Raw genomic sequence first — 22,735 nt, forward strand, 5'->3', positions numbered from 1 at the left:
ACGCGTGTGAACGGACCGCTCATCGTCCAGTCCGACAAAACGCTTCTGCTCGAAGTCGATCATGAGCTGGCCGACGCCTGCCGTCGGGTCATCGCCCCCTTCGCCGAGCTGGAGCGGGCGCCCGAGCACATCCACACCTACCGGGTGACGCCGCTCGGCCTGTGGAACGCGCGGGCCGCCGGGCACGACGCCGAGCAGGTCGTGGACGCGCTGGTGGAGTTCAGCCGCTATCCGGTCCCGCACGCGCTGCTCGTGGACATCGCCGAGACGATGGACCGCTACGGCCGGCTCACGCTGAGCAAGCATCCGGCCCACGGACTCGTCCTCACCACCACCGACCGGCCCGTCCTCGAAGAGGTGCTGCGCTCCAAGCGGGTCGCGCCGCTCGTCGGCAACCGGATCGACCCCGACACCGTGCTCGTGCACCCCTCCGAGCGCGGTCAGATCAAGCAGACCCTGCTGAAGCTGGGCTGGCCGGCCGAGGACCTCGCCGGGTACGTCGACGGCGAGGCGCACGCCATCGAGCTCGACGAGAACGGCTGGGCACTGCGGCCCTACCAGCGGCAGGCCGTGGAGAACTTCTGGCACGGCGGGTCCGGTGTGGTCGTGCTGCCCTGTGGCGCGGGCAAGACGCTCGTCGGGGCCGGTGCCATGGCGCAGGCCAAGGCGACCACCCTCATCCTCGTCACCAACACCGTCTCCGCCCGGCAGTGGAAGCACGAGCTGGTGAAGCGGACCTCGCTGACCGAGGAGGAGATCGGCGAGTACAGCGGCACGCGCAAGGAGATCCGCCCGGTCACCATCGCCACCTACCAGGTGCTGACGACCCGGCGGAAGGGCGTCTACCCGCACCTCGAACTCTTCGACTCCCGCGACTGGGGCCTCATCCTCTACGACGAGGTCCATCTGCTGCCCGCTCCCGTCTTCAAGTTCACCGCCGACCTGCAGGCCCGGCGCCGGCTGGGGCTGACCGCCACGCTGGTACGGGAGGACGGGCGCGAGTCGGACGTCTTCTCGCTCATCGGGCCCAAGCGGTTCGATGCGCCCTGGAAGGAGATCGAGGCGCAGGGTTACATCGCGCCGGCCGACTGTGTCGAGGTGCGGGTGAACCTCACCGACTCCGAGCGGATCGCGTACGCCACCGCCGAGGCCGAGGAGAAGTACCGCTTCTGCGCCACGACGGCGACCAAGCGGAAGGTGACCGAGGCGCTGGTCCGCAGGTTCGCGGGTCAGCAGATCCTCGTGATCGGCCAGTACATCGACCAGCTCGACGAGCTGGGCGAGCATCTGAACGCGCCCGTGATCAAGGGCGAGACCAGCAACGCCCAGCGGGAGAAGCTGTTCGACGCCTTCCGGCAGGGCGAGATCAGCGTGCTCGTCGTGTCGAAGGTCGCCAACTTCTCCATCGACCTGCCGGAGGCCACGGTGGCCATCCAGGTCTCGGGCACCTTCGGCTCCCGCCAGGAGGAGGCCCAGCGTCTTGGCCGCGTCCTGCGCCCGAAGGCCGACGGCCACCAGGCCCACTTCTACTCCGTGGTCGCCCGCGACACGATCGACCAGGACTTCGCCGCCCACCGCCAGCGCTTCCTGGCGGAACAGGGCTACGCCTACCGGATCATGGACGCCGACGAACTCCTGACCGACACGGAATAGCCCCCCCGGCGGGTGGCCGGCCCACTGGCCCCGCGCGGCACGCCGCGGCAGTGAGCCTGCGGCGCCGACCCCGCCTGTGTGCTCTCGGCGTACGGTCCGCCGCGCCCGGACGGTTCCCGCCGGGAGGCGGAGGCACGGGCGCCGGCGTTCTGCGGGGATGCCCGCCCAGCGGCGCTGGGCGGGCCTGCGGGGCACCGACGCGAGGCCCCGGGGGAAGGCACCGGGGTACCGGCCGGGGTGCGGCCCAGCCGCGCTGGACGCGCCTGCGGCCACCGTCGCGAGCGCGGGACGGGCCGACTGCGTACGCGGAAACGCTGCTCACCAGCACCAGCACCAGCACCGGCGCGGGCCCGGCCTGCGGCCCACCGGCGCGAAGCCCTGGAGGCTGCCCCGAGGGGGCCTGCGGGGCATCGGCGCGAAGCACGAAACGGTCACCGGCCCACGGCGGGAGTACGGTTCAGCCGCGCCGGACGGCCTACGGCCCAGACACGCGGCCGCAGGGGCCCCGAAGGCACGCGAGGCATCGATGCGAAGCACGAAACGGTCACCGGCGTGCGGCAAAGTGCGGCCCGTCGGCGCCGGACGAGCCCGCGGCCGACCAGCTCAACCAGCGCGCGATCCGAAACACGCGGACCGGTCCCCGGTACGGCGGGGTGCGGCCCAGCGGTGGGCCGGGCTCCCGCAAGGGGCCTGGAGGACATCGGCGCGAGGCGTGGACGTCCGGGGCCGCGTATCCCCGGGTGCCGGGCACCCGGGGAAAAGGAGCGGGCGTACGCGTCAGCGGCGGCGGACGCCTGCTTCTTCGCCGTATTCGCCGAGCAGGACGACCCCGAGGGCCGCGCGTGCGAACACCTTGACGGCGCGCACGGCGTCGCCGAGGAGATGACGGTGGTTGACGGAGGTGACGGCCGTCGCGCCGCGCGCGACAGGCCCGGGATGGGCAGGACCTTGGGTGAAAGTGGCTGCACTCATATCTCCATGGTGCGCACCGTTGCTCCGAATGGCGTCGGTCTTCGGACCGAACCTCGCCCACCCCCTGGTACGGCTCCGGGCCACCCTGCCTACGCCTCACGACGGACACCGCCCCCTAGGGTTCCCGGGTCCCGACCCTGACAGGCCGGTCAGGTACCGGGAAAACCATTGGCCCCGGCATCCATCCCTGGCCTAGAATCTTCGCTCTTGCCCGCCTCCCTTCACGGAGTGCCGCCGCCCGGACGGAAACCGGACGGCACCTGGAATCACACCGGATTCCGCACGGATTCCGGACAGATTCCCAACGAAATCCGCAGAGATCCACGATCTGCATCACTCCTGAAGCACTCCCGAAGCACTTCCGCAGCAGGTTTCCCCGGAGGCAATTCCCCGTGTCCACCCTGTCCGACGGTCCGTCCGGCGCCCCGTCCGAGTCCGACGATCCCCTGTCCCGCGAGCGCGCCCACCTCGCCCACTCCCGTTCGGCGCTCCGCGCGATGCGCGAGGACGCGGAGAACCTCGACATCCGCGATGTCACCGCGAACTGGGTGAACGCCGAGGTACTGCACCGGCAGATCGGCGAGCGCATCAAGGCCCTCGCCGACCTCAGCCACACCCCGCTGTTCTTCGGACGGCTCGACTACCTGCACGCTCCCGGCTCCGACCTGGCCGAGGGCGCCGAGGGCGAGCGGTTCTACATCGGTCGCCGGCACGTCCACGACGCCGGCGGCGACCCGATGGTCATCGACTGGCGCGCGCCGGTGTCCCAGCCGTTCTACCGGGCCTCGAAGAAGGACCCGATGGACGTCGGCCTGCGCCGCCGCTTCGGCTACACCGGCGGCGACCTCACGGCGTACGAGGACGAGCACCTCTCCGACCCGGCCGAGGCCGCGGCCACCAGCAAACTGCTCCAGCAGGAGATCGAGCGCCCGCGCGTCGGTCCGATGCGCGACATCGTGGCGACCATCCAGCCGGAGCAGGACGAGATCGTACGGTCCGGGCTGTCCGGTTCGGTCTGTGTGCAGGGAGGCCCCGGCACCGGGAAGACCGCCGTCGGCCTGCACCGGGTCGCGTATCTGCTCTACGCGCACCGGGAGCGGCTCGCCCGCACCGGCACCCTGGTCATCGGGCCGAACAAGTCCTTCCTGCACTACATCGAGCAAGTCCTGCCCGCCCTGGGCGAGTTGGAGGTCAGGCAGGCGACCGTCGACGATCTGGTCGCGCATGTCGAGGTGCGCGGCAGCGACGACTCGGTGGCGGCCGTGCTCAAGGGCGACGCCCGGATGGCCCAGGTGCTGCGCCGGGCCGTCCGCTCGCACGTGACCATCCCGACCGAGCCCGTGGTGGTGGTCAGAGGATCACGGCGCTGGCGCGTCCCGGCGTACGAACTGGAGGAGATCGTGCGCGAGTTGCTCGAACGCGACATCCGGTACGGCGCCGCCCACCAGGCCCTTCCGCAGCGGATCGCGCACGCCGTGCTGGTCCAGATGGAGCGCTCGGGCGAGGCGCCGGACGACCGGGTGCAGGACGCCGTGGCCCGCAACGCCGCCGTGAAGGCCGCCGTCAAGGCGATCTGGCCGCCCGTCGACCCCGCGAAACTCGTGCTCCGGCTGCTGACCGACGCGGAGTTCCTCGCCGCGCACGCGGAGGGGCTGTTCGACGAGGGCGAGCAGAAGGAGATCCTCTGGGCGAAGCCGGTGCGCAGCGTGAAGGCCGCCAAGTGGTCGGCCGCCGACGCCGTGCTGATCGACGAGACCACGGACCTGGTCCAGCGCACGCACTCCCTCGGGCACGTGGTGCTCGACGAGGCGCAGGACCTGTCGCCGATGCAGTACCGAGCGGTGGGGCGGCGCTGCACGACGGGTTCGGCGACCGTGCTCGGGGACCTGGCGCAGGGGACGACCCCGTGGGCGACCCGGAGCTGGGAGGAGGCCCTCGGCCATCTGGGCAAGGGGGACGCGGTCGTCGAGGAGCTGACGGCGGGTTTCCGCGTCCCCACGGACGTCATCACCTACGCGTCCCGGCTGCTGCCGTACATCGCGCCCGGCCTCACACCGGTCGCGTCGGTGCGGGAGAACCCGGGTTTCTTCGAGGTGCGCCCGAGCGCGGCGGACGCCGAAGTCCTGGGCGCGGTGGAGGAGTTGCTGGGTCACGAGGGGTCGGTCGGGCTGATCGCCGCCGACGCCCGGATCCCGGTGCTCGCCGAGGCGCTGACGGCGGCCGGGCGGACGTATCTCGGTCCGGGCGAGGAGACGACGGCCGAGACCCGGCTGACCCTGGTGCCGGCCTCGCTCGCCAAGGGCCTGGAGTACGACTACGTGGTCCTGGACGAGCCGGGGGCCGTCGTCGACGGCGAGCCGGACGAGCGCACCGGCCTGCGCCGCCTGTACGTGGCGCTGACCCGTGCGGTCTCGGGTCTGGTCGTGACCCACGCGGCACCGCTCCCGGCCGAACTGGGCTGACCGGGCGGCGGCACCCGGCACGGACGCCGACGGCCCCTGGCATGGATGCCGGGGGCCGTGAACCGCGTTACATGAGGCGCTAACGGAATTCATTCACAGTGCATCGGCCTTCAGTCCGGTGGTGAAGCGAATCTGATGGCTGCGGCATGGAGTGTCACGGATGTTGTCCTGCGGAGCAGGAGAGCGTAAGCCTCACCACAGCTGGCGCGGAGTTTCACGGGGCTCGATCCGGCGAAGCCAGGTGACACCTCACCCCCTTCGGCCCGTTCCGCTCCCCGGTTCAAGAGGGAGTACCAGTAGGGCATACGTTCCCCCTGGTGGCGGGAGGCGCGCGTTCGTACGATCACCGCATGCAGCTTCGCTACGCCTTCAAGCTGTACCCGCAGCCTCGCCAACGTCTCGCGCTGACCAGGGCGTTCGGGTGCGCACGGGTCGTGTACAACGATGCCGTGCGCGCCCGCGAGGACGCCCGTGCGTCGGGCGGGCCGTTCCCGAAGGCCGCGGAACTGTCCCGGAAATTGATCACCGAGGCCAAGCGGACACCCGGACGGTCCTGGCTGGGTGAGGTCTCCGCGGTCGTCCTCCAGCAGTCCCTGCGCGACGCGGAATCCGCGTACCGGAACTTCTTCGCCTCCCTCAAGGGCGAGCGTAAGGGGGCGAAGAATGGTGCGCCTCGCTTCAAGTCCCGCAAGGACAACCGTCAGTCGATCCGTTTCACGGCCAATGCCTGCTGGTCGATCACCGGCTCCGGGAAACTGAACCTTCCCAAGGTCGGGGCGGTGAAGGTGAAGTGGTCGCGCGCCCTGCCCACACGGCCCTCCTCGGTCACCGTGATCAAGGACGCGGCCGGACGGTACTTCGCCTCCTTCGTCATCGACACCGACCCGGCCGCCGACTCCGCCCGCATGCCCGACACCGACCGGACGGTCGGCATCGACCTCGGCCTGACCTCCTTCGCCGTCCTCTCCGACGGCACGAAGATCGACTCCCCGCGGTTCCTGCGCCGGGCGGAGAAGAAACTGAAGAAAACCCAGCGGGAGCTGTCCCGCAAACAGAAAGGATCCAGGAACCGCGAGAAGGCCCGCCTCAAGGTCGCCCGCGCCCACGCGAAAGTGGCCGACGCCCGCCACGAATTCCACCACCAGCTCTCCACGAAACTGATCCGCGACAACCAAGCGATCGGCATGGAGAACCTGGCGGTGAAGGGACTGGCGCGCACCAGGCTGGCCAAGAGCGTGCATGACGCGGGCTGGGCACAGTTCGTACGCATGCTGGAGTACAAGGCCGCCCGGTACGGGCGCACCCTGGTCAAGATCGGCAGGTTCGAGCCGACCTCACAGACCTGCTCCACCTGCGGTGTCAAGGACGGCCCCAAACCTCTGCACATCCGGGAATGGACCTGCACCGCCTGCGGCACCCTCCACGACCGGGACCACAATGCCGCGATCAACATCAGAACGGCCGCCGGACTGGCGGTGACAGCCTGCGGAGCGCCGGTAAGACCAGGACTCGTCCCGGCACAGCGCGAAGAAACAGGAAGCCACGGAAGCTCGCTCGACCCCTGTGCCGCTATGCGGCACAGGGGTCGAGCGAGCAGGCCAGAATCCCCCTCCCTTCAGGAGCGAGAGCAAGTCAATTGAACTTCCTGCTGGTGGCCAGGTAGACCTGCTTGGCGTTCTCGCCGAGGCGCGGCCCGGTGATGAACGTCTTGCGGTCGCTCAGGGAGTTGTTGGAGACCAGGTAGGTCCGGCCGTTGTGGGTCATGAACCAGGGGCCGCCGGAGGCGCCGCCGTTCATGGTGCAGCCGATCATGAACTGGGCGGGCACGTTGCTCGCGAGCACGAACCGCTTCGTGGCGCCGTGGCAGTCGTACATCTTCGAACCGTCGTAGGGCGCCTCGGCCGGGTAGCCGCGGACCTTCATGGTCTTCACCTTGTTGGCGGCCGGGGCGCCGAACCACACCGGCAGAGCCGAACCGAGCTGCTCCTGAAGGGACTTGCCGCCCTTCTCGGGCTTGACGTGGAGCACGGCGTAGTCGTACCCGGAGGCCGCGTTGCCCGTGTGGGCGCCGCCCTTCATCCACTGGGACGAGGTGGTGGCCCAGTCGGCCCACCAGATGCCGTACGGGGAGACGGCCTTGGCGCGCGGGTCGGTGATCTGGCGGTTGCTCAGATTCGCGCCGTTGTTGAACGAGGGGACGAAGGCGATGTTGCGGTACCAGCCGCCGCCCTTGCCGGCGTGCACACAATGGCCCGCGGTCCACACCAGGTTGGACTTGCCGGGGTGCGCCGGGTCGGTGACGACGGCGGCCGAGCAGACCATGCTGCCCTCGGGCGAGGAGAAGAACAGCTTGCCGACCGGCGCCGCGTAGTGGTGGTAGGTCCCCTTGACCTTGGCGGCGGTCTGCTTCTTGACCTTGCCGTCGGGCAGGTAGGAGGTGGCGCCGCTGCCCGAGCCCGAACTGGTGCTGCCCGCCTGGGCGACCGGGATGTTCGCCTTGGCCTCGGCCATCTTCTCGGGCGTCCAGAAGTCCTTGATGTACGGGTTGGCGAAGTCCTGCGCCTTGGACGCCCAGTCGCTGTAGTCCTTCCACCCCCCGTTCTTCCACTTGTCCAGGGCGGCGCCGCTGAGGTCGGTGGGGATGCCGGCGGGCAGTTTGTAGCCGCCGATCGAGGTGGAGCCGTCGTCCTGACCGGTGTCGACACCCTTGCCGGCCTGGGTGGACGACGAGGGCCGGGCGGAGGCCCCGCCGTCGTCCTTCTTGCCGTCACAGGCCGTGGTGGTGATCATGACGGCCGCGATCACGGCCGCGGCTGCCGCGAGCGTGCGGCTGCGTATGGATGGCATGGAGCCTTGTCCCCCTGATGCTGCTGTGCTGCTGTGCCTCTCTCGCCGGCACGCACATCCGTGTGATTGTCATGCCCCGGCCGATCGGGGCATGACCAAATATGCACGCACGAGGTCGGTGCGTGATCGTCACGTGACTCTCACAACACAACAACTACCTGGCGGAGACGCATCCGTGACCTGCCGGACCGGCCGCGCACGACCGGACGTCGGTACGAGGGGACGGCGCCCCACGCGTCGAGAGCGGCGGCGTCCCGCACGTCACGGGGAGCCGGTGACCTACGCGTCGAGAGGAGCGGGGTCCCACGCGTCACGGGGAGCCGGTGACCTACGCGTCGAGGGGAGCCGGCTCCCTACGCGTCGAGAGCGGTCCGCCATTCCCGTACCGCCTCCGCCGAGACCGGTCCCGTCCAGCCTCCCGGACGTGCCGCACCGCCGATGTGGAAGGCGTCGAGGCCCGCGGCGCGCAGCCCCGGCACATGGTCGAGACGCAGGCCGCCGCCGACCATGATCCGCGGCTCGTATCCAGGTTCACCGCGACGGGCGGACTCGGACGCGAGGACGGAGAGCCCGTCGTCGACGCCCGTAGCGGATCCGGCGGTCAGATAGGCGTCGAGGCCGGGCAGGTCCGCGAGCTGCTTGCGCAGGGCGTCACGGTCGGCGGCGCGGTCGATCGCACGGTGGAACGTCCAGCGGCAGCCGTCCAGTCCGTCGACGATCCGCTCCACGGCGGCCAGGTCGGGACCGCCGTGCTCGTCCAGGAAACCGAGTACGAACTCGTCCGCGCCCGCGTCCCGCATGGCACCCGCGACCCGCACGAGCGTGTCGACACCCTGCGTGCCGCCCGCCGCGAAGCCGTCCGACAGGCGCAGCATCACGCGCAGTGCGATGTCGACGGAGGCACGGATCCCGGCGAAGGTCTCCACCGACGGGGTCAACCCGTCGGCCGCCATGTCGGCGACCAGCTCCAGCCGGTCCGCACCGCCGGCCTGAGCGGCGACCGCGTCCTCCACGCCGAGGGCGATCACCTCCAGGACTGCGCTCTTCCGCTCGCTCATCGGACCTCTTCCCTTGGGCCGCTATAGGTCTAGTCCAATCCAAGAGTACGCGGGCGGGAGCGGGGGCGCGAGAAGATCACGGCGAGTGGGGGGCCGTCGAGGGATTTCCCTCCGGCCCCTCCCTGTCCCACCGTTCACCCCGACGGATTCGGCTCTTCGGTTCATCCGGGCAGATTCAGCTCCGCCCATTCCCCGGACGGATTCGGTTTCCTCCGTTCACCGGAACAGATTCAGCTCTTCCTCCCGAGCCCCCACCAGCTCGTACGCCGTCGTCTTCGCGACCGGCCGGCCCGAGCAGAGCCGTACGAGGGTCACGGCGCCGCCGATGTAACGGGCCGGGGGCCGGTCGCCGGGGACGCCGCCCAGGCGCAGGGGGTCGTCGAGATCGTCGAGATCCGCGTGCAGCGGCACATGGTCGCGTTCGCGGCTGACGCGGACCAGGAGCGTGAGGGCGTGCGGGAGTCCCGCTCCCTCGTAGGCGCCCGGTTCCCCGAACGCCTCGCGCACGTCCCCGGCATGGACCCACTCGCCGAGCGCGACCGCGTCGAGAACACCGCCGGCCCGGGCGATCACCGGCCCCGCCTCGGTCATCCCGCGTTCCAGCTCGTCGACGACCCGTGCCGTCGGCCAGTCGACGCGCTCGGCGATGTCGCGGTCGTTGGCTTCCGGCGAGAACACCCCGGGTTCGAACCGGCTCTCGACGACCCGCGTCAGCACGGCCGAGCAGTGCGCCAGCACGTCCCGCACCGTCCACGCCGGACACCCGGCCGTCGGACGCGCGAAGTCGCCCTCGGGCCTGACCCGCAGCAGCGGGATCAGCGCGTCGCGCTCGGTGCGCAGGAGCAGACCGGGCAGTTCCGGGTCCCGTACATCGTGTGCGTCTCCAGGAATCATGACTCCACGCTAAGGGCTGTCCCGTAATCCCCGGCGGGCGCACGACGACAGCTACGGCACCTCGCCGCGTTGTCGGATCGCCCGAATACGCCCAGTATGAGGACGACCCTCCGCCTTGCGATGCACCGCATCTGACGCCGCGCGCTGATCCACCGGGGATTACGGGACAGCCCTTAGGGGCTGCCGTTCGGATAAGGCTGCGGGACGGGGATCGGGCCGCCCCGAGTCAGAGGTGAGCCCGTCAACGGCGCAGTTCGAAGGAGATGTGCCCGGACAGCGCGCGGAGGAAGTCGGGGGCGTCGAAGATCTCGCCGGCGGAGGCGACACCCACCGTCCTGGTGCGTCCCGTGAGGATGCGGTCGACCGCTTCCACCACGAGCGGCGCGGTGACGGCGTAGATGTCCCGGCCCATCGCCACGGCCCGGCGTTCGGCGCCCTGGGAGCGCACGACGACATCGACGACGAAGGTCTGCTCCGAACGCCCGCGCTCGTCGGCCGCACGCGGCGCCGGGGTGTCCGGGGCCGACAGTTCCCCGGCCGCCTCGACGGTCATGTAGGTGCGCACCTCGGGTACGGCGAGGTGGCTGGGTACGGTGACCACGTCGGCCATCGAGAACTCGCCGATGACGGCCCGCGGACCCATCGGGTCCGGGAACGGCCACTCCAGGGTGGGCGGGGCGTCCTGGCGGTACTCCAACTGCCCGCCTGTGTAACGGACGCGCCGGCCGCCGCGCCGCTCCCGGGAGACCACGCCCGCGGCGCGCGTCCCGGCGGTGGGGTGCCAGCCGCTCAGCCCGTACGCGATGTGCGCCTCGTCGGCCGACGTCCACTCGCCCATCGCCGCGGTGGCCAGCAGATCGCCGAAGCCGCCGTAGAAGGCCATGGCGGGGACGATCACGGTTCCCGCGGCGCGGGCGCGCTCCGAGAAGTGCGTGAACGTGTCGAGGTTGGCCTCGATCTCGGCCGCCACGTCCACGTACGGGATTCCGGCGCGCAGGGCCGCCTCGATCACGGGGGCGGCCGTCACGGCGAAGGGCCCGGCGCAGTTGATCACGGCCGCCGCACCGGTCAGCGCGTGGTCGAGCGAGGCCGGATCGCCGACCGACGCCGGGCGGACGTCGAGTCCGGGGTGCGAGGCCGCCAGTTCCTTCAGCTTCTCGGCGTCGCGGCCGGAGAGGACCGGGACGAACCCGCGCTCCAGCAGTTCCGCCACCACGAACCGTCCCGTGTGTCCGTACGCGCCGAACACCGTCACTGCCTGTCCCGACTTCATGGTGATCCCCCGTGCTCGAAGTGAACTGCCTTGATCCGTCACGGACATCCTGTCGAGGGCGGGCGTACCGCACGAGTGTCCGGAACGCCATGCCCCGTACAATTCCGGACATGACCTCTGTCGCCCTGGCCGTCACCGACGGGATGCTGCACTTCGAACTGGCCCTGGCCTGCGAGGTCTTCGGCTCCGCCCCGGCCGCCGTGACGGGCCCGTGGTACGACCTCGCGCTGTGCGGGCCGAAGGCCGTGCGGGCCGGCCGTTTCCGGCTGGAGCCCGACCACGGCCTCGACGAACTCCCGCACGCCGACACCGTGATCGTCCCGGGCTGGGCCGACATCGACCAGGAGCCGCCCGCCGACCTGGTCGACGCGGTGCGGGCGGCGCACGAGGCGGGCGCACGCGTGGCCTCCCTCTGCACCGGCGCGTTCGTCCTGGCCGCCGCCGGCCTGCTGGACGGCAGGCGCGCGACCACGCACTGGGCGCACACCCGGGCCCTGGCCGCCCGCCATCCCCGGGTGACGGTGGACCCGGACGTCCTCTACGTGGACAACGGCAGCGTGCTCACCTCCGCCGGCAAGGCCGCCGCCATGGACCTGTGCCTGCACCTCGTCCGCCTCGACCACGGCTCGTCGGTCGCCAACACCGTCGCCCGCCACCTGGTCGTGTCCCCGCACCGGGACGGCGGCCAGGCCCAGTTCGTCACCACCCCGGTGCCCGCCCCGGACCATCACCCGCTCGCCGACCTGTTCCCCTGGGTGATCAAGCGGCTGGACCGTCCGCTCACCGTCGAGGACCTGGCCCGCCAGGCGCGGATGAGCTCGCGCAACCTGGGCCGCCACTTCAGGTCGGTGACCGGCACCACCCCGCTGCAATGGCTGCTGACCCAACGGATCCGGCACGCCCAGGAGTTGCTGGAGACCACCGACGCCGGTGTCGACACCATCGCGGCGGCCACCGGCATGGGCACCGCCACGACGCTGCGCCGGCACTTCAACCGCACGGTCGGCGTGCCTCCGGACGCCTACCGCCGCACGTTCCGCTCACGAACCCGCCCCGGCCCGGACGACAGCGGGCAACACCACCGCGGGCGCCCCTGAACCGGCATCGGCAAGCCCGTCCCCTTGCCGCCCCCGGCGACCCGAGCAGCCCCACCAGCAGCCCGCAGCCCGCGGACGGTCGCGTACGGACGCGGGGCCCGCCCCGCTGCGGGGACAATGACCCCATGGCAGCAGAGAGCAACCGCCACCCGGCCCACGCCGAGCTGACGAAGCGCTGGGCGGACACCGTGCTGGCCGCGCGTGACGGCGACGGCGGGTCCGGCCCGGCACCGGGGCCCTACGCGGCGAACCTCCTGGACCGCTGGGCCGAACCCCGGCGCCGGTACCACACCACCGACCATCTCCTCGCGGTCCTCGACCACATCGACGTACTGGAGGCGCACGGCGAGCGTGCCGGGGATCCGGCCGCCGTGCGCCTGGCGGCCTGGTTCCACGACGCCGTGTACCTCCCGGACCGCTCGGAGAACGAGGAGCGCTCGGCCCGGCTCGCCGAACGCGCGCTGGCCGAGCTGGGGATCGGCCCGGAGCGTACGGCCGAGGTCGCCCGGCTCGTCCGGCTCACCGTCTCCCACGACCCGGCCGACGACGACACCGACGGCGCCGTCCTGTGCGACGCCGACCTGGCGGTCCTGGCGTCGCCGCCGGCCGCGTACGCCGCCTACACCGCCGCCGTCCGCGAGGAGTACGGGTTCGTCCCCGACGCCGCCTTCCGCGTGGGCCGGGCGGCCGTACTGCGCCAACTCCTCGACCTGCCACGGCTGTTCAGGACGTCGTACGGGGAGCGTGTGTGGGCGGAACCGGCGCGCCGGAACATGGCGGACGAACTGGCGGCACTGACCCGGACGTGAGATCCGCCCGGCCGGCAGCACGTCGGACCCCGGTGACCAACCGTCGCCGGTCCGGGATCCGGGAAACAGGTTCGACGGCGGGCGCCGGACCACGTACCAAGGAGGCATGCCCCCGAGCCGCGGCCCCCTGAAGCCGGACATACCAGCCCCCGCCGGTGCCCGCCCCCGCATGCCCCTGTCCGTCTACATCCTCGCCCTCTCCGTCTTCGCCCTCGGCACCAGCGAGTTCATGCTGTCCGGGCTGCTGCCGCCCATCGCGGACGACATGGGCGTGAGCATCCCGCGGGCGGGCCTGCTGATCTCGGCGTTCGCGATCGGCATGGTCGTCGGTGCGCCACTGCTCGCCGTGGCCACGCTCCGCCTGCCCAGGCGGACCACCCTCGTCGCCCTGATCGCGGTCTTCGGGCTCGGCCAGGTGGCCGGCGCCCTCGCGCCGGGCTACGCCGTGCTCTTCGCGTCACGTGTCGTCAGCGCCCTGGCCTGCGCGGGCTTCTGGGCGGTCGGCGCCTCCGTGGCCATCGCGATGGTGCCGGTGACCTCGCGGGCGCGGGCGCTGGCCGTGATGATCGGCGGGCTCTCGATCGCGAACGTGCTGGGCGTACCCGCGGGCGCCTTCCTCGGCGAGGGTCTCGGCTGGCGGTCCGCCTTCTGGGCCGTAGGGGCAGCCTCCGCCGTCGCGCTCGTCGGCATCGTGACCCTCGTCCCGCCCATTCCGCCCCCGGCCGAGCGCCCGCGGCTCGGCCGGGAACTGCTCGTCTACCGGGACCGGCAGGTCTGGCTGTCCATCGGCACCATCGCCCTCACCGCGGCCGGTGTCTTCTGCGCCTTCAGCTATCTCGCCCCGCTGCTCACCGACGTCGCCCACCTCGACAAGGGCTGGGTCCCGACCGTGCTGGCGCTGTTCGGCGCGGGCGCGCTCATCGGAACGACGGTCGGCGGCCGGTTCTCCGACGCGCACCTGTTCGGGGTGCTGATCAGCGGCATGGTGGCGGACACCGTCGTCCTCGTCGCGTTCGCCCTCCTCGGGCGGTACGCCGTCGCGGCAGTCCTGCTCTCCTTCCTCCTCGGGATCGCCTGCTTCAGCACCGCCCCGGCCCTGAACGCCCGGATGTTCCATGTCGCCGCGGCGGCCCCCACGCTGGCCGGCGCCACCACCACCGCCGCCTTCAACCTGGGCAACACCGCCGGTCCCTGGCTCGGCGGCGCCATCATCGACGCCGGGCTCGGGTACCCGGCCACCGCCTGGGCGGGCGCGGCCCTGAACGCGGCCGCCATCTGCCTCGCCCTCGTGTCCCTGCGGCCGAACCGCCGTACGCCGGGCTCACGGGTCGCGGGCAGGGCGGACTCGACAGACCAGGCAGACCAGGCAGACCAGGCAGACCAGGCAGACCAGGCGAACAATCCCGTACGTTCCGACGCGTGATCCGTCCTATTCTCGGCCGCATGACAGACATGGGTGGGGACCAGGTGGAGGAAGCCGTCGCGAGCTGTGCGGCGCTGCTGCGGGCGGCGGCCGGGCGGGACTGGGACGGCGTACGGGCGGGTCGGCTGGAGTGGAGCTGCCGACGGACCGCCGAGCACATCGCCAGTGATCTCATCACGTACGCCGGGCAGTTGGCCGGGCGGGCCACCACGGCGTACGTGCCGTTCGACATCGCGCTGGACGAGGGCACCGGCAACGCGGGGGTCGTCGACGTGATCGAGGCGACCGGCGGGCTGCTCGCCGCCGCCGTCAGGACGACGCCGCGCGAGGTGCGCGCCTTCCATCCGTACCCGTTCCAAAGCGCGAACCGCGAGGGCTTCGCCGCGATGGGGGTCACCGAGGTCCTGCTGCACACGCACGACATCGCCGAGGGACTCGGTCTGCCGTACAGCCCGCCGGACGAACTGTGCGCCTCGGTCCTCACCCGGATCTTCCCGCACGTCCGGCCCGAACCCGACGCCCCGTGGAGCACGCTCCTGTGGGCCACCGGGCGCGGTGACCTGCCCGGCCGGGAATTGCTCACCCAGTGGCGCTGGAGCAACAACCTGGTGATCGAAGCCGACCGGCTCACACTGCAGGGGGTCACCCCCGCCGCCGCCGCCGATCTGCGCGCGGGCGGCACGGGCGGCTTCGAGTGGATCGAGGGCGGCCCGTTCGAGGGCACCCGGGACGCCGCCGGGATGATCGTCAGCGCGTACGAGGAAGGGGCGCACCGGCCGGAGTGGGGGATGTTCGTGCTCGTGCGGCGCGAGGACGGGCGGGCGGTCGGCGGGATCGGCTTCCACGGCGTGCCCGACGAGGAGGGACGCGCCGAGGTCGGCTACGACCTCGCGGAGAACGCCCGAGGCCGGGGCTACGCGACCGAGGCCCTGTGCGCCCTCTCCGAACAGGCCCTGGCCCGCGACGACGTCAAGCTCCTGTTCGCCGCCATCGACCGGGACAACGCCCCCTCCCAGCGGGTGATCGCCCGCGCCGGATTCACCCGCGTGAGCGAGGACCTGGAGAAGGAGGCCCGCGAACTGCACGGCATGGAGGCGTCATTGCGGCTGTACGCCCGCGAGAGCTGAGCACCCCACGAGGAGGTCCCGCCCGAGCACCCCGAGCCAGGCCCCGCCCGAGCACCCCCGAAAGGTCCCGCCCGGTCACCCAGCCCGGTCACCCCGCGCGCTTACGGCGGCGCAAACCCGCCCCGTGCAGCAGTCGTACGACCTCGCGGCTGCTGACCTCCACCGCTCCCGCGGCGACCGCGTCGGAGTAGCGGTGCGAGGGGATGTCGTAGTGGTCGCGCTCGAAGGCGCGCGGGGGTGCGCCCAACTCCTCGGCGAAAGCGTGGAGTTCGCCGTAGGAGACATCGCTGATCAGGTGGGACCACACCCGGCCGTGCCCCGGCCAGGTGGGCGGATCGATGTAGACGGTCACGAGGGTGGGTTTCCGCCGGTCGCCGAGGCGAGGGAGCCCACCGGGGACACTTTCACGCCCGCCTGGTGGCACACCCAGTGCGGGTCGGGCCCCAACTCGGGCTCGACTTCGAGGGCGTGCGGGTCGCCGGTGGCGCACACCGGGCAGAGCGGCCACCGTCCGTACCGCTCCAGGAGCGCGTCCTGCACGTCCTGGGCGACCAGCCCGGCGACGAATCCGGCGCCCTCCGGCCACTGCTCGACCCACCAGCGGCGCTGCACCACCGAGTCCTCGACCAGGGAGACGACGTCCGCCTCGGCGACCTGGCCCGCGATCAGGTCGGCGAGCACACGGGCGCGCGCCGCGTGCAACGCCTGTTCCAGGGGGCTGAGGGGGTTGTCGGTGGGGTCCATCCCTCAATCTTCGCAGGGAATCCTGACCTTCGGGCAGGGCGGGACCGTGGTCCTCGCCGTCAGTGGTGCTGGGTCATGTGGGTGAGGATCTGTGTGGCGCCGTCGGGGGAGAAGGCGCCGTTGATGCCTTCCGCGGCTCCTTCGGCTGCCTGGATGGAGCGGGGCCGCAGGACGGTTTCGTAGGCGCGGATGGCGTCGTCGATGGTGGGGCTTTCGATGAGGGCGTGGGCGAGGTCGGCTCCGTCGAGCATGGCGAGGTTGGCGCCCATGCCGGAGAAGGGGGACATGAGGTGGGCGGCGTCGCCGAGGAGGGTGACGCCGGGGGTGTGGGTCCAGGTGTGGGGGACGGGCAGGGCGAACAGGGGCCGGTTGGTGTAGCCGGTGTCGGTGGCGGTGATGAGGCCGAGCAGGTCGGGGCTCCAGCCGGTGAACTTCTTCAGGAGGGCCTCGCGGACGGCGGCGGTGTCGGTCAGGTCGAGGCCTGCCTGCTGATGCCAGTCCTGTGCGGTGCGCATGCCGATGTAGACGCGGATGTGTCCGCCGCTGTTGCGCTGGGCGACGAAGCCCTGGTTGTCGTCGAGGGCCATCATGGTGCCGTTGCCGGTGAGTGCGGCGAGGCGGGGGTGGCGGGCGTCGGCGTCGTCGAGTCCGGTCTCGACGAAGGTGACGCCTGTGTAGAGGGGCGTCGCGTCGGACAGGAGGGGGCGGACCCGGGACCATGCGCCGTCGGCTCCGATGACGAGGTCGGCGTCGGTGCTGGTGCCGTCCGCGAAGCGCAGGCGGTGGGTGCCGTCGCCGAGGGCTTCGGTGCGGGTGAGTTTGTGTCCCCAGCGCACGGTGTCGGGTTTGAGTGAGTCGAGGAGGATGTCGCGGAGCTGTCCGCGGTCGATCTCGGGGTTGCCTTCGGCGCCGTCGGCCTCGGGCGGGATCGCGTCGAACAGGATGCGGCCGTCGCGGCCGACCAGGCGCATCTGCTGGCCTTCGGGGCGGGCTCGGGCAAGGAAGTCGTCCCAGAGGCCGGCCGCGCGCAGGGCGTGCTGACCGGAGTCGGGGTGCATGTCGAGGGTGCCGCCCTGGTCGCGGGCGGTGGGGGAAGTGTCCAGGTCGTGGACGGCTGCGGTGATGCCGTGTTGCTGCAGGATGCGGGCGCAGGTCAGGCCGCCGGGGCCGGCGCCGATGATCGCGATGCGGTGGGTGGGCATGGCTGGTCACGCCTTTCGGGCAGAGGGGAGCATGCGGAACGGGCCGGGCTGTGCCACGCGGCGCCGCCGCTCCAGAAGAGCACACCAACTCAATAAGTGCAACGGCACAACTTTTGAAGTTGGGCAATCAAATGTGTAGGGTCGTGGCATGACCAACGCGACGGCCGGCACCCCGGCACCGGCCCCGGCAGGGCGCCGCGAACGCAAGAAGGCCGCCACCCGCCGAGCCCTGGCCGACGCCGCCCTGCGCCTCTTCGTCGAGCGGGGATACGAGCAGGTCGGCATCCGTGAGATCGCGGACGCCGCCGACGTGTCCACCACCACGCTGTTCAAGCACTTCCCGGTCAAGGAAGCCCTCGTCTTCGACGAGGACGCCGACCAGGAAGCCCGTCTGCTCGCCGCCGTACACGAGCGGCCCCAAGGCCGGTCCATCCCCGCGGCCCTGTGCGAGCACGCCCTGCGCCACCGCGCCGCAGCCGTGGACGACGACGCCGGTTTCACCGCGTTCATCGAACTGGTGGACAACACCCCGGCGTTGCGGGACTACGCCCAGCGCATGTGGTTGCGCCACGAAACCGCCCTCGCTCGTGCCATTGCCGAGGAGAGCGGACTTCCGGCCGACGACCCGGCCTGTGCCGCCCTCGCCCACTTCGCCCTCGAAGCACCCCGGATCGCCCGCGGCAGCCAGGATCCCCGCCAGGCCGTCACGCGCGCCTTCGACCTCCTGGAGAAGGGCTGGGGCACGGCCGTCTCCAGAGGGTGAGCGCCTGACGCCCTGTGCGCACCCTTGACCGATACCCCGACGGAAAATATCTTTCATAATGTGACCCATGACGTGAAGGAAATTTTCGCGGGTGAGGCACCGCCCGCCCCCGCCGCCCTCGCGGCCAAGGTGCGCACCCTCGCCCCCTCCATGACGCGCTCCATGCAGCGGGTCGCCGAGGCCGTCGCCGGTGACCCGGCCGGCTGCGCGGCCCTCACGGTCACCGGACTCGCCGAGCTCACCGGCACCAGCGAGGCCACGGTCGTGCGCACGGCCCGCCTCCTCGGCTACCCCGGATACCGGGACCTGCGTCTCGCACTCGCCGGGCTCGCCGCCCAGCAGCAGTCGGGCCGGGCCCCCGCCGTCACCGCCGACATCGCGGTCGACGACCCGATCGCGGACGTCGTGGCGAAGCTCGCGTACGACGAGCAGCAGACCCTCGCGGACACGGCCGCCGCGCTCGACACGGTCCAGCTCGGCCATGCCGTCGCCGCCATAGCCACCGCCCGCCGCATCGACATCTACGGAGTCGGCGCGTCCGGGCTCGTCGCCCAGGATCTCCTGCAGAAGCTCATGCGGATCGGGCTCATAGTCCACGCGCACAGCGACCCGCACCTCGCGGTGACCAACGCGGTGCAGCTGCGCGCCAAGGACGTGGCGATAGCCATCACGCACTCCGGCTCGACCGGCGACGTCATCGAACCGCTCCGGGTCGCCTTCGAGCACGGGGCGACGACGGTGGCGATCACCGGCCGGCCCGGCGGACCGGTCGCGCAGTACGCCGACCACATCCTCACCACCTCGACCGCCCGCGAGAGCGAGCTGCGCCCGGCGGCCATGTCGTCGCGCACCAGTCAGCTCCTGGTGGTGGACTGTCTGTTCGTGGGGGTCGCCCAGCGCACCTACGAGACGGCGGCACCCGCGCTGTCCGCCTCGTACGAGGCCCTGGCGCACCGCCACTCCCCGCGCAGCGGCCGCTAGCCGCGCCGCGCGAACAGACCGGCCGCGCGAACAGACCGGCCTCGCGAACAGACCGGCCTCGCGAACGGACCGGGGACTTGATCCATCGGGGAGACTGCGGTCCGTGGGCGGCTGGTCGCGCCCGCGCGGCGGTGCCGCACGTCGTCCCGGCCCGCACCCCGCCTCCGGGGCGCGGTACGACACCTCACCGGAAAGAGCCGCTCCTCCCATGACCTCCATGCCCAACTACGGCGATCTTCGAGCAGAGTTGGAGACGCTGACCACCGAGGCGTTCCGTCCTGAACTGTCCGAGATCGACCGGTTGCCCACGCTGGAGATCGCGCGGCTCATGAACGGGGAGGACGCGACGGTACCGACGGCCGTCGCGGCGCAGCTCCCGCTCATCGCCGCCGCGATCGACGACATCGCGGAGCGCATGTCCCGCGGCGGGCGCCTCATCTACGCGGGCGCCGGCACCGCCGGCCGCCTCGGCGTCCTGGACGCCTCCGAGTGCCCGCCCACCTTCAACACCGACCCCTCCCAGGTCGTCGGCATGATCGCGGGCGGCCCGAGCGCCATGGTCACCTCGATCGAGGGCGCCGAGGACTCCAGGGAGCTGGCGGCGGCCGACCTGGACGCACTCGCCGTGACGGCCGACGACACGGTGGTCGGTGTCTCCGCCTCGGGCCGCACCCCGTACGCCGTGGGCGCGGTCGAGCACGCCCGCAAGCAGGGCGCGCTCACGGTCGGCCTGTCCTGCAACGCGCACAGCGCGCTCGCGGCCGCCGCCGACCACGGCATCGAGGTCGTGGTCGGCCCCGAACTGCTCACCGGCTCCACCCGTCTGAAGTCCGGCACCGCGCAGAAGCTCGTCCTGAACATGCTCTCGACGATCACGATGATCCGGCTCGGCAAGACGTACGGGAACCTGATGGTCGACGTACGCGCCTCGAACGAGAAGCTGCGGGCCCGCTCCCGCCGGATCGTCGCGCTCGCCACCGGCGCCTCCGACGAGGAGATCGAACGCGCGCTCTCCACCACGGACGGCGAGGTGAAGAACGCCATCCTGACCATCCTGAGCGGTGTGGACGGGCCCACCGCCGCCCGCCTTCTGGAGGAGTCCGAGGGCCATCTGCGCGCCGCGCTGGCGAAGGCGTCCGACTGACCAGCACGCTCGGGGAGTGCGCACACCGGACTCCACCACAGCAGCGGCGATCCTCCCCCTCGTGGGCGGCCCCGCGAACGTCCTGACCGTCGCCCACTGCATGACCCGGCTCCGGCTGGGTCTGCGGGACCCGAGCCTGGTGGACGGGGGCGCCCTGCGGGCCCTGCCCGCCGTCCTCGGCCTGGTCGCGGACGGCGACACCTGCCAGATCGTGCTGGGCCCCGGCACCGTCGCCCGGGTGACGCCGGAGTTCGAGGCGCTGCTGACGACCACGGCCGACCGGCTCGCCCCGCACGACGCCGAAACCACCACGGCGGACCTGCTCGCCCTGCGCGGCGCCGAGCTGAAGGCCGCCCGGACCCGCCGCAACGCCACCCCCCTCAAGCTGCTCCTGCGGCGGATCTCGGACATCTTCGTGCCGCTGATCCCCGCCCTGATCGGCTGCGGGGTGGTCGCGGGCCTCAACGGCCTGCTGGTCAACCTCGGCGTGCTGCCGGGCCTCACCCCGGCCCTGACCGCCATCGCCGCCGGATTCATGGCGCTGATCGCCGTCTTCGTCGGCTACAACACGGCCAAGGAGTTCGGCGGCACCCCGGTCCTGGGCGGCGCGGTGGCCTCGGTCGTCGTCTACGCGGGGGTCTCCAAGGTGACGGTCCTCGGCGTGACGCTCGCCCCCGGCCAGGGCGGTGTCCTGGGCGCCCTGGCCGCGGCGCTCCTCGGGACGTATGTGGAGAAGTGGTGCCGCCGCTGGGTCCCGCCGACCCTGGACGTCCTGGTCACCCCCACCCTCACCGTGCTGCTGACCGGCCTGGTGACGCTGTATGCGCTGATGTACGCGGCCGGTGAGCTCTCCTCCGCCATCGGCACGGCCGCCGCCTGGCTGCTCTCCACCACGGGCGCCTTCGCCGGGCTCGTCCTCGGCGCCCTGTTCCTCCCTCTGGTGATGCTGGGCCTGCACCAGGCCCTCATCCCCATCCACACCACGCTCATCGAGCAGCAGGGCTACACCGTCCTGCTGCCCGTCCTGGCCATGGCGGGCGCGGGCCAGGTCGGCGCCGCCCTCGCGGTCTACGTCCGGCTGCGCCACGACACCTCGCTGCGGACGACGATCAGATCGGCGCTCCCGGCCGGTCTCCTCGGCGTCGGCGAACCCCTGATCTACGGCGTCTCCCTGCCCCTCGGCCGCCCCTTCGTCACCGCCTGCGCGGGCGGAGCGGCGGGCGGCGCCTTCATCGGCTTCTTCTCGATGCTGGGCGACCAGGTCGGCTCGACGGCCATCGGGCCCTCCGGCCTGGCCCTGTTCCCGCTGCTGTCCGGCAACCGGAGCCTCGCCCTCACCGCGGCGATCTACGCGGGCGGCCTGATCACCGGGTACGTCGTCGGGTTCGCGGCCACCTATTTCCTCGGCCTCGGCGGCGTGGCACCGGTCCGCCGGGCGGAACAGGCCGCGGAACAGGCCGCCGCCGTTTAGGACCTGTCCCGGCCGGACTGTCGGTGGCGCGTGCGAGGCTGGGACCATGAACCACGCACAGCTGACCGCCCTCGGCCGCGCCCTGCGGCTGCTCGGGGAGCACGGTGACGCCCTGAACACCGACAGCCCCGACGCCAAGCTGCACGAGGTCAAGGCGGACCTGAAGCGGGCCCTGGACCTGCTCGACGAGACGGTGACGACGACGGCGCCGACCACCCGCTGCTCCGAGCATCCGAACGGCCCGGTGGACGAGAGCGCCCCGGACCGCTGCCTGCTCTGCGAGACCCGCCGCCGCACCGCCCGCCGCACCGAGGTGAACGACGCGTACGGGCACGGCCGGGCGCCCGCCCCGGACGAGCTGCCCGACCGCACGATGACCCGCTACGGGGTCCGCGGCGACCGCCCCCAGCCCCAGCAGCGCTGGCTCCCGGAGGTCTGGAGCGGCCAGGAGTGGCACCTGTGCGGCACCCCCCGGCGCGACCGCCAGGAAGCCGAGCGCTACCTCGCCGCCGAGCGCCGGACCCCCCGCCCCGGCATGGCCTACCGCCTCGTCCACGAGTTCACCGACTACGAGGTGCTCCGCATCTGGGGGACACCCGTGAAGGTGGACATCGAGCCGATGGGGAACTTGTAGGAGGGCAGTCCGGGCTTGCAGGAGGGCAGTCCGGGAGGGACGGAGCCCGTCGGCAGGTCCGCCGGGGAGGGCCCGTCCGGGACTCCAAGAATCCGCTCGGGCCGGTGATCACCCTCGGCGCCGCCGCCTGGGGCACCTTCGTCGGTCACCTCGGCGCCACCGGCTGATCAAAAGAGGGGCG

21 protein-coding genes are annotated in these 22,735 nt (G+C 71.9%); 13 read left to right on the forward strand and 8 right to left on the reverse strand.

The window, feature by feature from the left end; translation table 11 throughout:
• The first annotated feature begins 6 nt into the window (after window positions 1-6).
• The gene (locus tag N4G66_RS00560) at window positions 7-1,653 is read left to right on the forward strand and encodes a DNA repair helicase XPB (protein ID WP_261701859.1); all 1,647 of its coding nucleotides are present in this window, start codon (window positions 7-9) and stop codon (window positions 1,651-1,653) included.
• A 777-nt stretch (window positions 1,654-2,430) separates the two neighbouring features.
• On the opposite strand, the gene N4G66_RS00565 is transcribed toward N4G66_RS00560, so the two are convergent.
• Entirely contained in the window at window positions 2,431-2,625 is a 195-nt protein-coding gene (locus N4G66_RS00565; RefSeq protein WP_261701860.1) for a hypothetical protein, read from the reverse strand.
• 392 nt (window positions 2,626-3,017) lie between these two features.
• Here N4G66_RS00565 and N4G66_RS00570 point away from each other — a divergent pair, with 392 nt between their 5' ends.
• Window positions 3,018-5,087, forward strand: a complete 2,070-nt coding sequence (locus N4G66_RS00570) for a HelD family protein (RefSeq protein WP_261701861.1) — start codon at window positions 3,018-3,020, stop codon at window positions 5,085-5,087.
• A 350-nt stretch (window positions 5,088-5,437) separates the two neighbouring features.
• Window positions 5,438-6,727, forward strand: a complete 1,290-nt coding sequence (locus tag N4G66_RS00575) for an RNA-guided endonuclease InsQ/TnpB family protein (protein ID WP_261701862.1) — start codon at window positions 5,438-5,440, stop codon at window positions 6,725-6,727.
• Here N4G66_RS00575 and N4G66_RS00580 read toward each other — a convergent pair.
• The 4 genes from N4G66_RS00580 to N4G66_RS00595 all read right to left on the reverse strand — a co-directional run bounded on the left by N4G66_RS00580 (window position 6,720) and on the right by N4G66_RS00595 (window position 11,159).
• Window positions 6,720-7,934, reverse strand: a complete 1,215-nt coding sequence (locus tag N4G66_RS00580) for a hypothetical protein (RefSeq protein ID WP_261701863.1) — start codon at window positions 7,932-7,934, stop codon at window positions 6,720-6,722. The genes N4G66_RS00575 and N4G66_RS00580 overlap by 8 nt on opposite strands.
• A 353-nt stretch (window positions 7,935-8,287) precedes the next feature.
• Window positions 8,288-8,992, reverse strand: a complete 705-nt coding sequence (locus tag N4G66_RS00585; RefSeq protein WP_261701864.1) for a copper homeostasis protein CutC — start codon at window positions 8,990-8,992, stop codon at window positions 8,288-8,290.
• Window positions 8,993-9,208: 216 nt separating this feature from the next.
• Complete coding sequence (locus N4G66_RS00590; protein ID WP_261701865.1) at window positions 9,209-9,886, reverse strand: maleylpyruvate isomerase family mycothiol-dependent enzyme; 678 nt, start codon at window positions 9,884-9,886, stop codon at window positions 9,209-9,211.
• 241 nt (window positions 9,887-10,127) lie between these two features.
• The gene (locus N4G66_RS00595; protein ID WP_261701866.1) at window positions 10,128-11,159 is read right to left on the reverse strand and encodes a saccharopine dehydrogenase family protein; all 1,032 of its coding nucleotides are present in this window, start codon (window positions 11,157-11,159) and stop codon (window positions 10,128-10,130) included.
• A gap of 110 nt (window positions 11,160-11,269) precedes the next feature.
• Between N4G66_RS00595 and N4G66_RS00600 the strand changes: the two genes are divergently transcribed.
• The 4 genes from N4G66_RS00600 to N4G66_RS00615 all read left to right on the forward strand — a co-directional run bounded on the left by N4G66_RS00600 (window position 11,270) and on the right by N4G66_RS00615 (window position 15,615).
• Window positions 11,270-12,256 carry a helix-turn-helix domain-containing protein gene (locus N4G66_RS00600; protein WP_261701867.1) on the forward strand — a complete coding sequence of 329 codons (987 nt, stop codon included), beginning with the start codon at window positions 11,270-11,272 and terminating at the stop codon, window positions 12,254-12,256.
• Between the two features lie 125 nt (window positions 12,257-12,381).
• Window positions 12,382-13,065, forward strand: coding sequence for an HD domain-containing protein (locus N4G66_RS00605; protein ID WP_261701868.1), 684 nt, complete (start codon window positions 12,382-12,384; stop codon window positions 13,063-13,065).
• A 169-nt stretch (window positions 13,066-13,234) separates the two neighbouring features.
• Entirely contained in the window at window positions 13,235-14,488 is a 1,254-nt protein-coding gene (locus tag N4G66_RS00610; RefSeq protein ID WP_261702140.1) for a Cmx/CmrA family chloramphenicol efflux MFS transporter, read from the forward strand.
• A 20-nt stretch (window positions 14,489-14,508) separates the two neighbouring features.
• Window positions 14,509-15,615: a GNAT family N-acetyltransferase gene (locus N4G66_RS00615; protein ID WP_261701869.1), complete on the forward strand. Its 1,107-nt coding sequence runs from the start codon at window positions 14,509-14,511 to the stop codon at window positions 15,613-15,615.
• Window positions 15,616-15,703: 88 nt separating this feature from the next.
• On the opposite strand, the gene N4G66_RS00620 is transcribed toward N4G66_RS00615, so the two are convergent.
• From N4G66_RS00620 to N4G66_RS00630, 3 genes are read right to left on the reverse strand one after another with little or no spacing between them, the layout of a single operon-like run.
• Window positions 15,704-15,967 (reverse strand): DUF4031 domain-containing protein, encoded by a 264-nt coding sequence (locus tag N4G66_RS00620; protein ID WP_261701870.1) that lies wholly within the window; start codon window positions 15,965-15,967, stop codon window positions 15,704-15,706.
• A complete protein-coding gene (locus N4G66_RS00625) occupies window positions 15,964-16,359 on the reverse strand; it encodes a hypothetical protein (RefSeq protein ID WP_261701871.1) in 396 nt (131 codons plus the stop codon). Before N4G66_RS00625 ends, N4G66_RS00620 begins: the two co-directional genes overlap by 4 nt.
• 59 nt (window positions 16,360-16,418) lie before the next feature.
• On the reverse strand, window positions 16,419-17,561 hold the full coding sequence (locus N4G66_RS00630) for an FAD-dependent oxidoreductase (protein WP_261701872.1): 1,143 nt from the start codon (window positions 17,559-17,561) through the stop codon (window positions 16,419-16,421).
• A gap of 148 nt (window positions 17,562-17,709) precedes the next feature.
• On the opposite strand from N4G66_RS00630, the gene N4G66_RS00635 reads away from it, so the two are divergent.
• The 6 genes from N4G66_RS00635 to N4G66_RS45825 all read left to right on the forward strand — a co-directional run bounded on the left by N4G66_RS00635 (window position 17,710) and on the right by N4G66_RS45825 (window position 22,721).
• Window positions 17,710-18,324, forward strand: a complete 615-nt coding sequence (locus N4G66_RS00635; protein ID WP_261701873.1) for a TetR/AcrR family transcriptional regulator — start codon at window positions 17,710-17,712, stop codon at window positions 18,322-18,324.
• A 60-nt stretch (window positions 18,325-18,384) separates the two neighbouring features.
• On the forward strand, window positions 18,385-19,305 hold the full coding sequence (locus N4G66_RS00640; RefSeq protein WP_261701874.1) for a MurR/RpiR family transcriptional regulator: 921 nt from the start codon (window positions 18,385-18,387) through the stop codon (window positions 19,303-19,305).
• Window positions 19,306-19,513: 208 nt separating this feature from the next.
• Window positions 19,514-20,449 (forward strand): N-acetylmuramic acid 6-phosphate etherase, encoded by a 936-nt coding sequence (gene murQ, locus N4G66_RS00645; protein WP_261701875.1) that lies wholly within the window; start codon window positions 19,514-19,516, stop codon window positions 20,447-20,449.
• A 16-nt stretch (window positions 20,450-20,465) separates the two neighbouring features.
• A complete protein-coding gene (locus N4G66_RS00650; RefSeq protein ID WP_261701876.1) occupies window positions 20,466-21,920 on the forward strand; it encodes a PTS transporter subunit EIIC in 1,455 nt (484 codons plus the stop codon).
• Window positions 21,921-21,966: 46 nt separating this feature from the next.
• On the forward strand, window positions 21,967-22,554 hold the full coding sequence (locus N4G66_RS00655) for a hypothetical protein (protein ID WP_261701877.1): 588 nt from the start codon (window positions 21,967-21,969) through the stop codon (window positions 22,552-22,554).
• Window positions 22,506-22,721, forward strand: a complete 216-nt coding sequence (locus N4G66_RS45825) for a DUF397 domain-containing protein (RefSeq protein WP_391858734.1) — start codon at window positions 22,506-22,508, stop codon at window positions 22,719-22,721. Before N4G66_RS00655 ends, N4G66_RS45825 begins: the two co-directional genes overlap by 49 nt.
• The last annotated feature ends 14 nt before the right edge of the window (window positions 22,722-22,735 follow it).

Source organism: Streptomyces rhizosphaerihabitans (assembly GCF_025399795.1).
GTDB lineage: Bacteria > Actinomycetota > Actinomycetes > Streptomycetales > Streptomycetaceae > Streptomyces > Streptomyces rhizosphaerihabitans.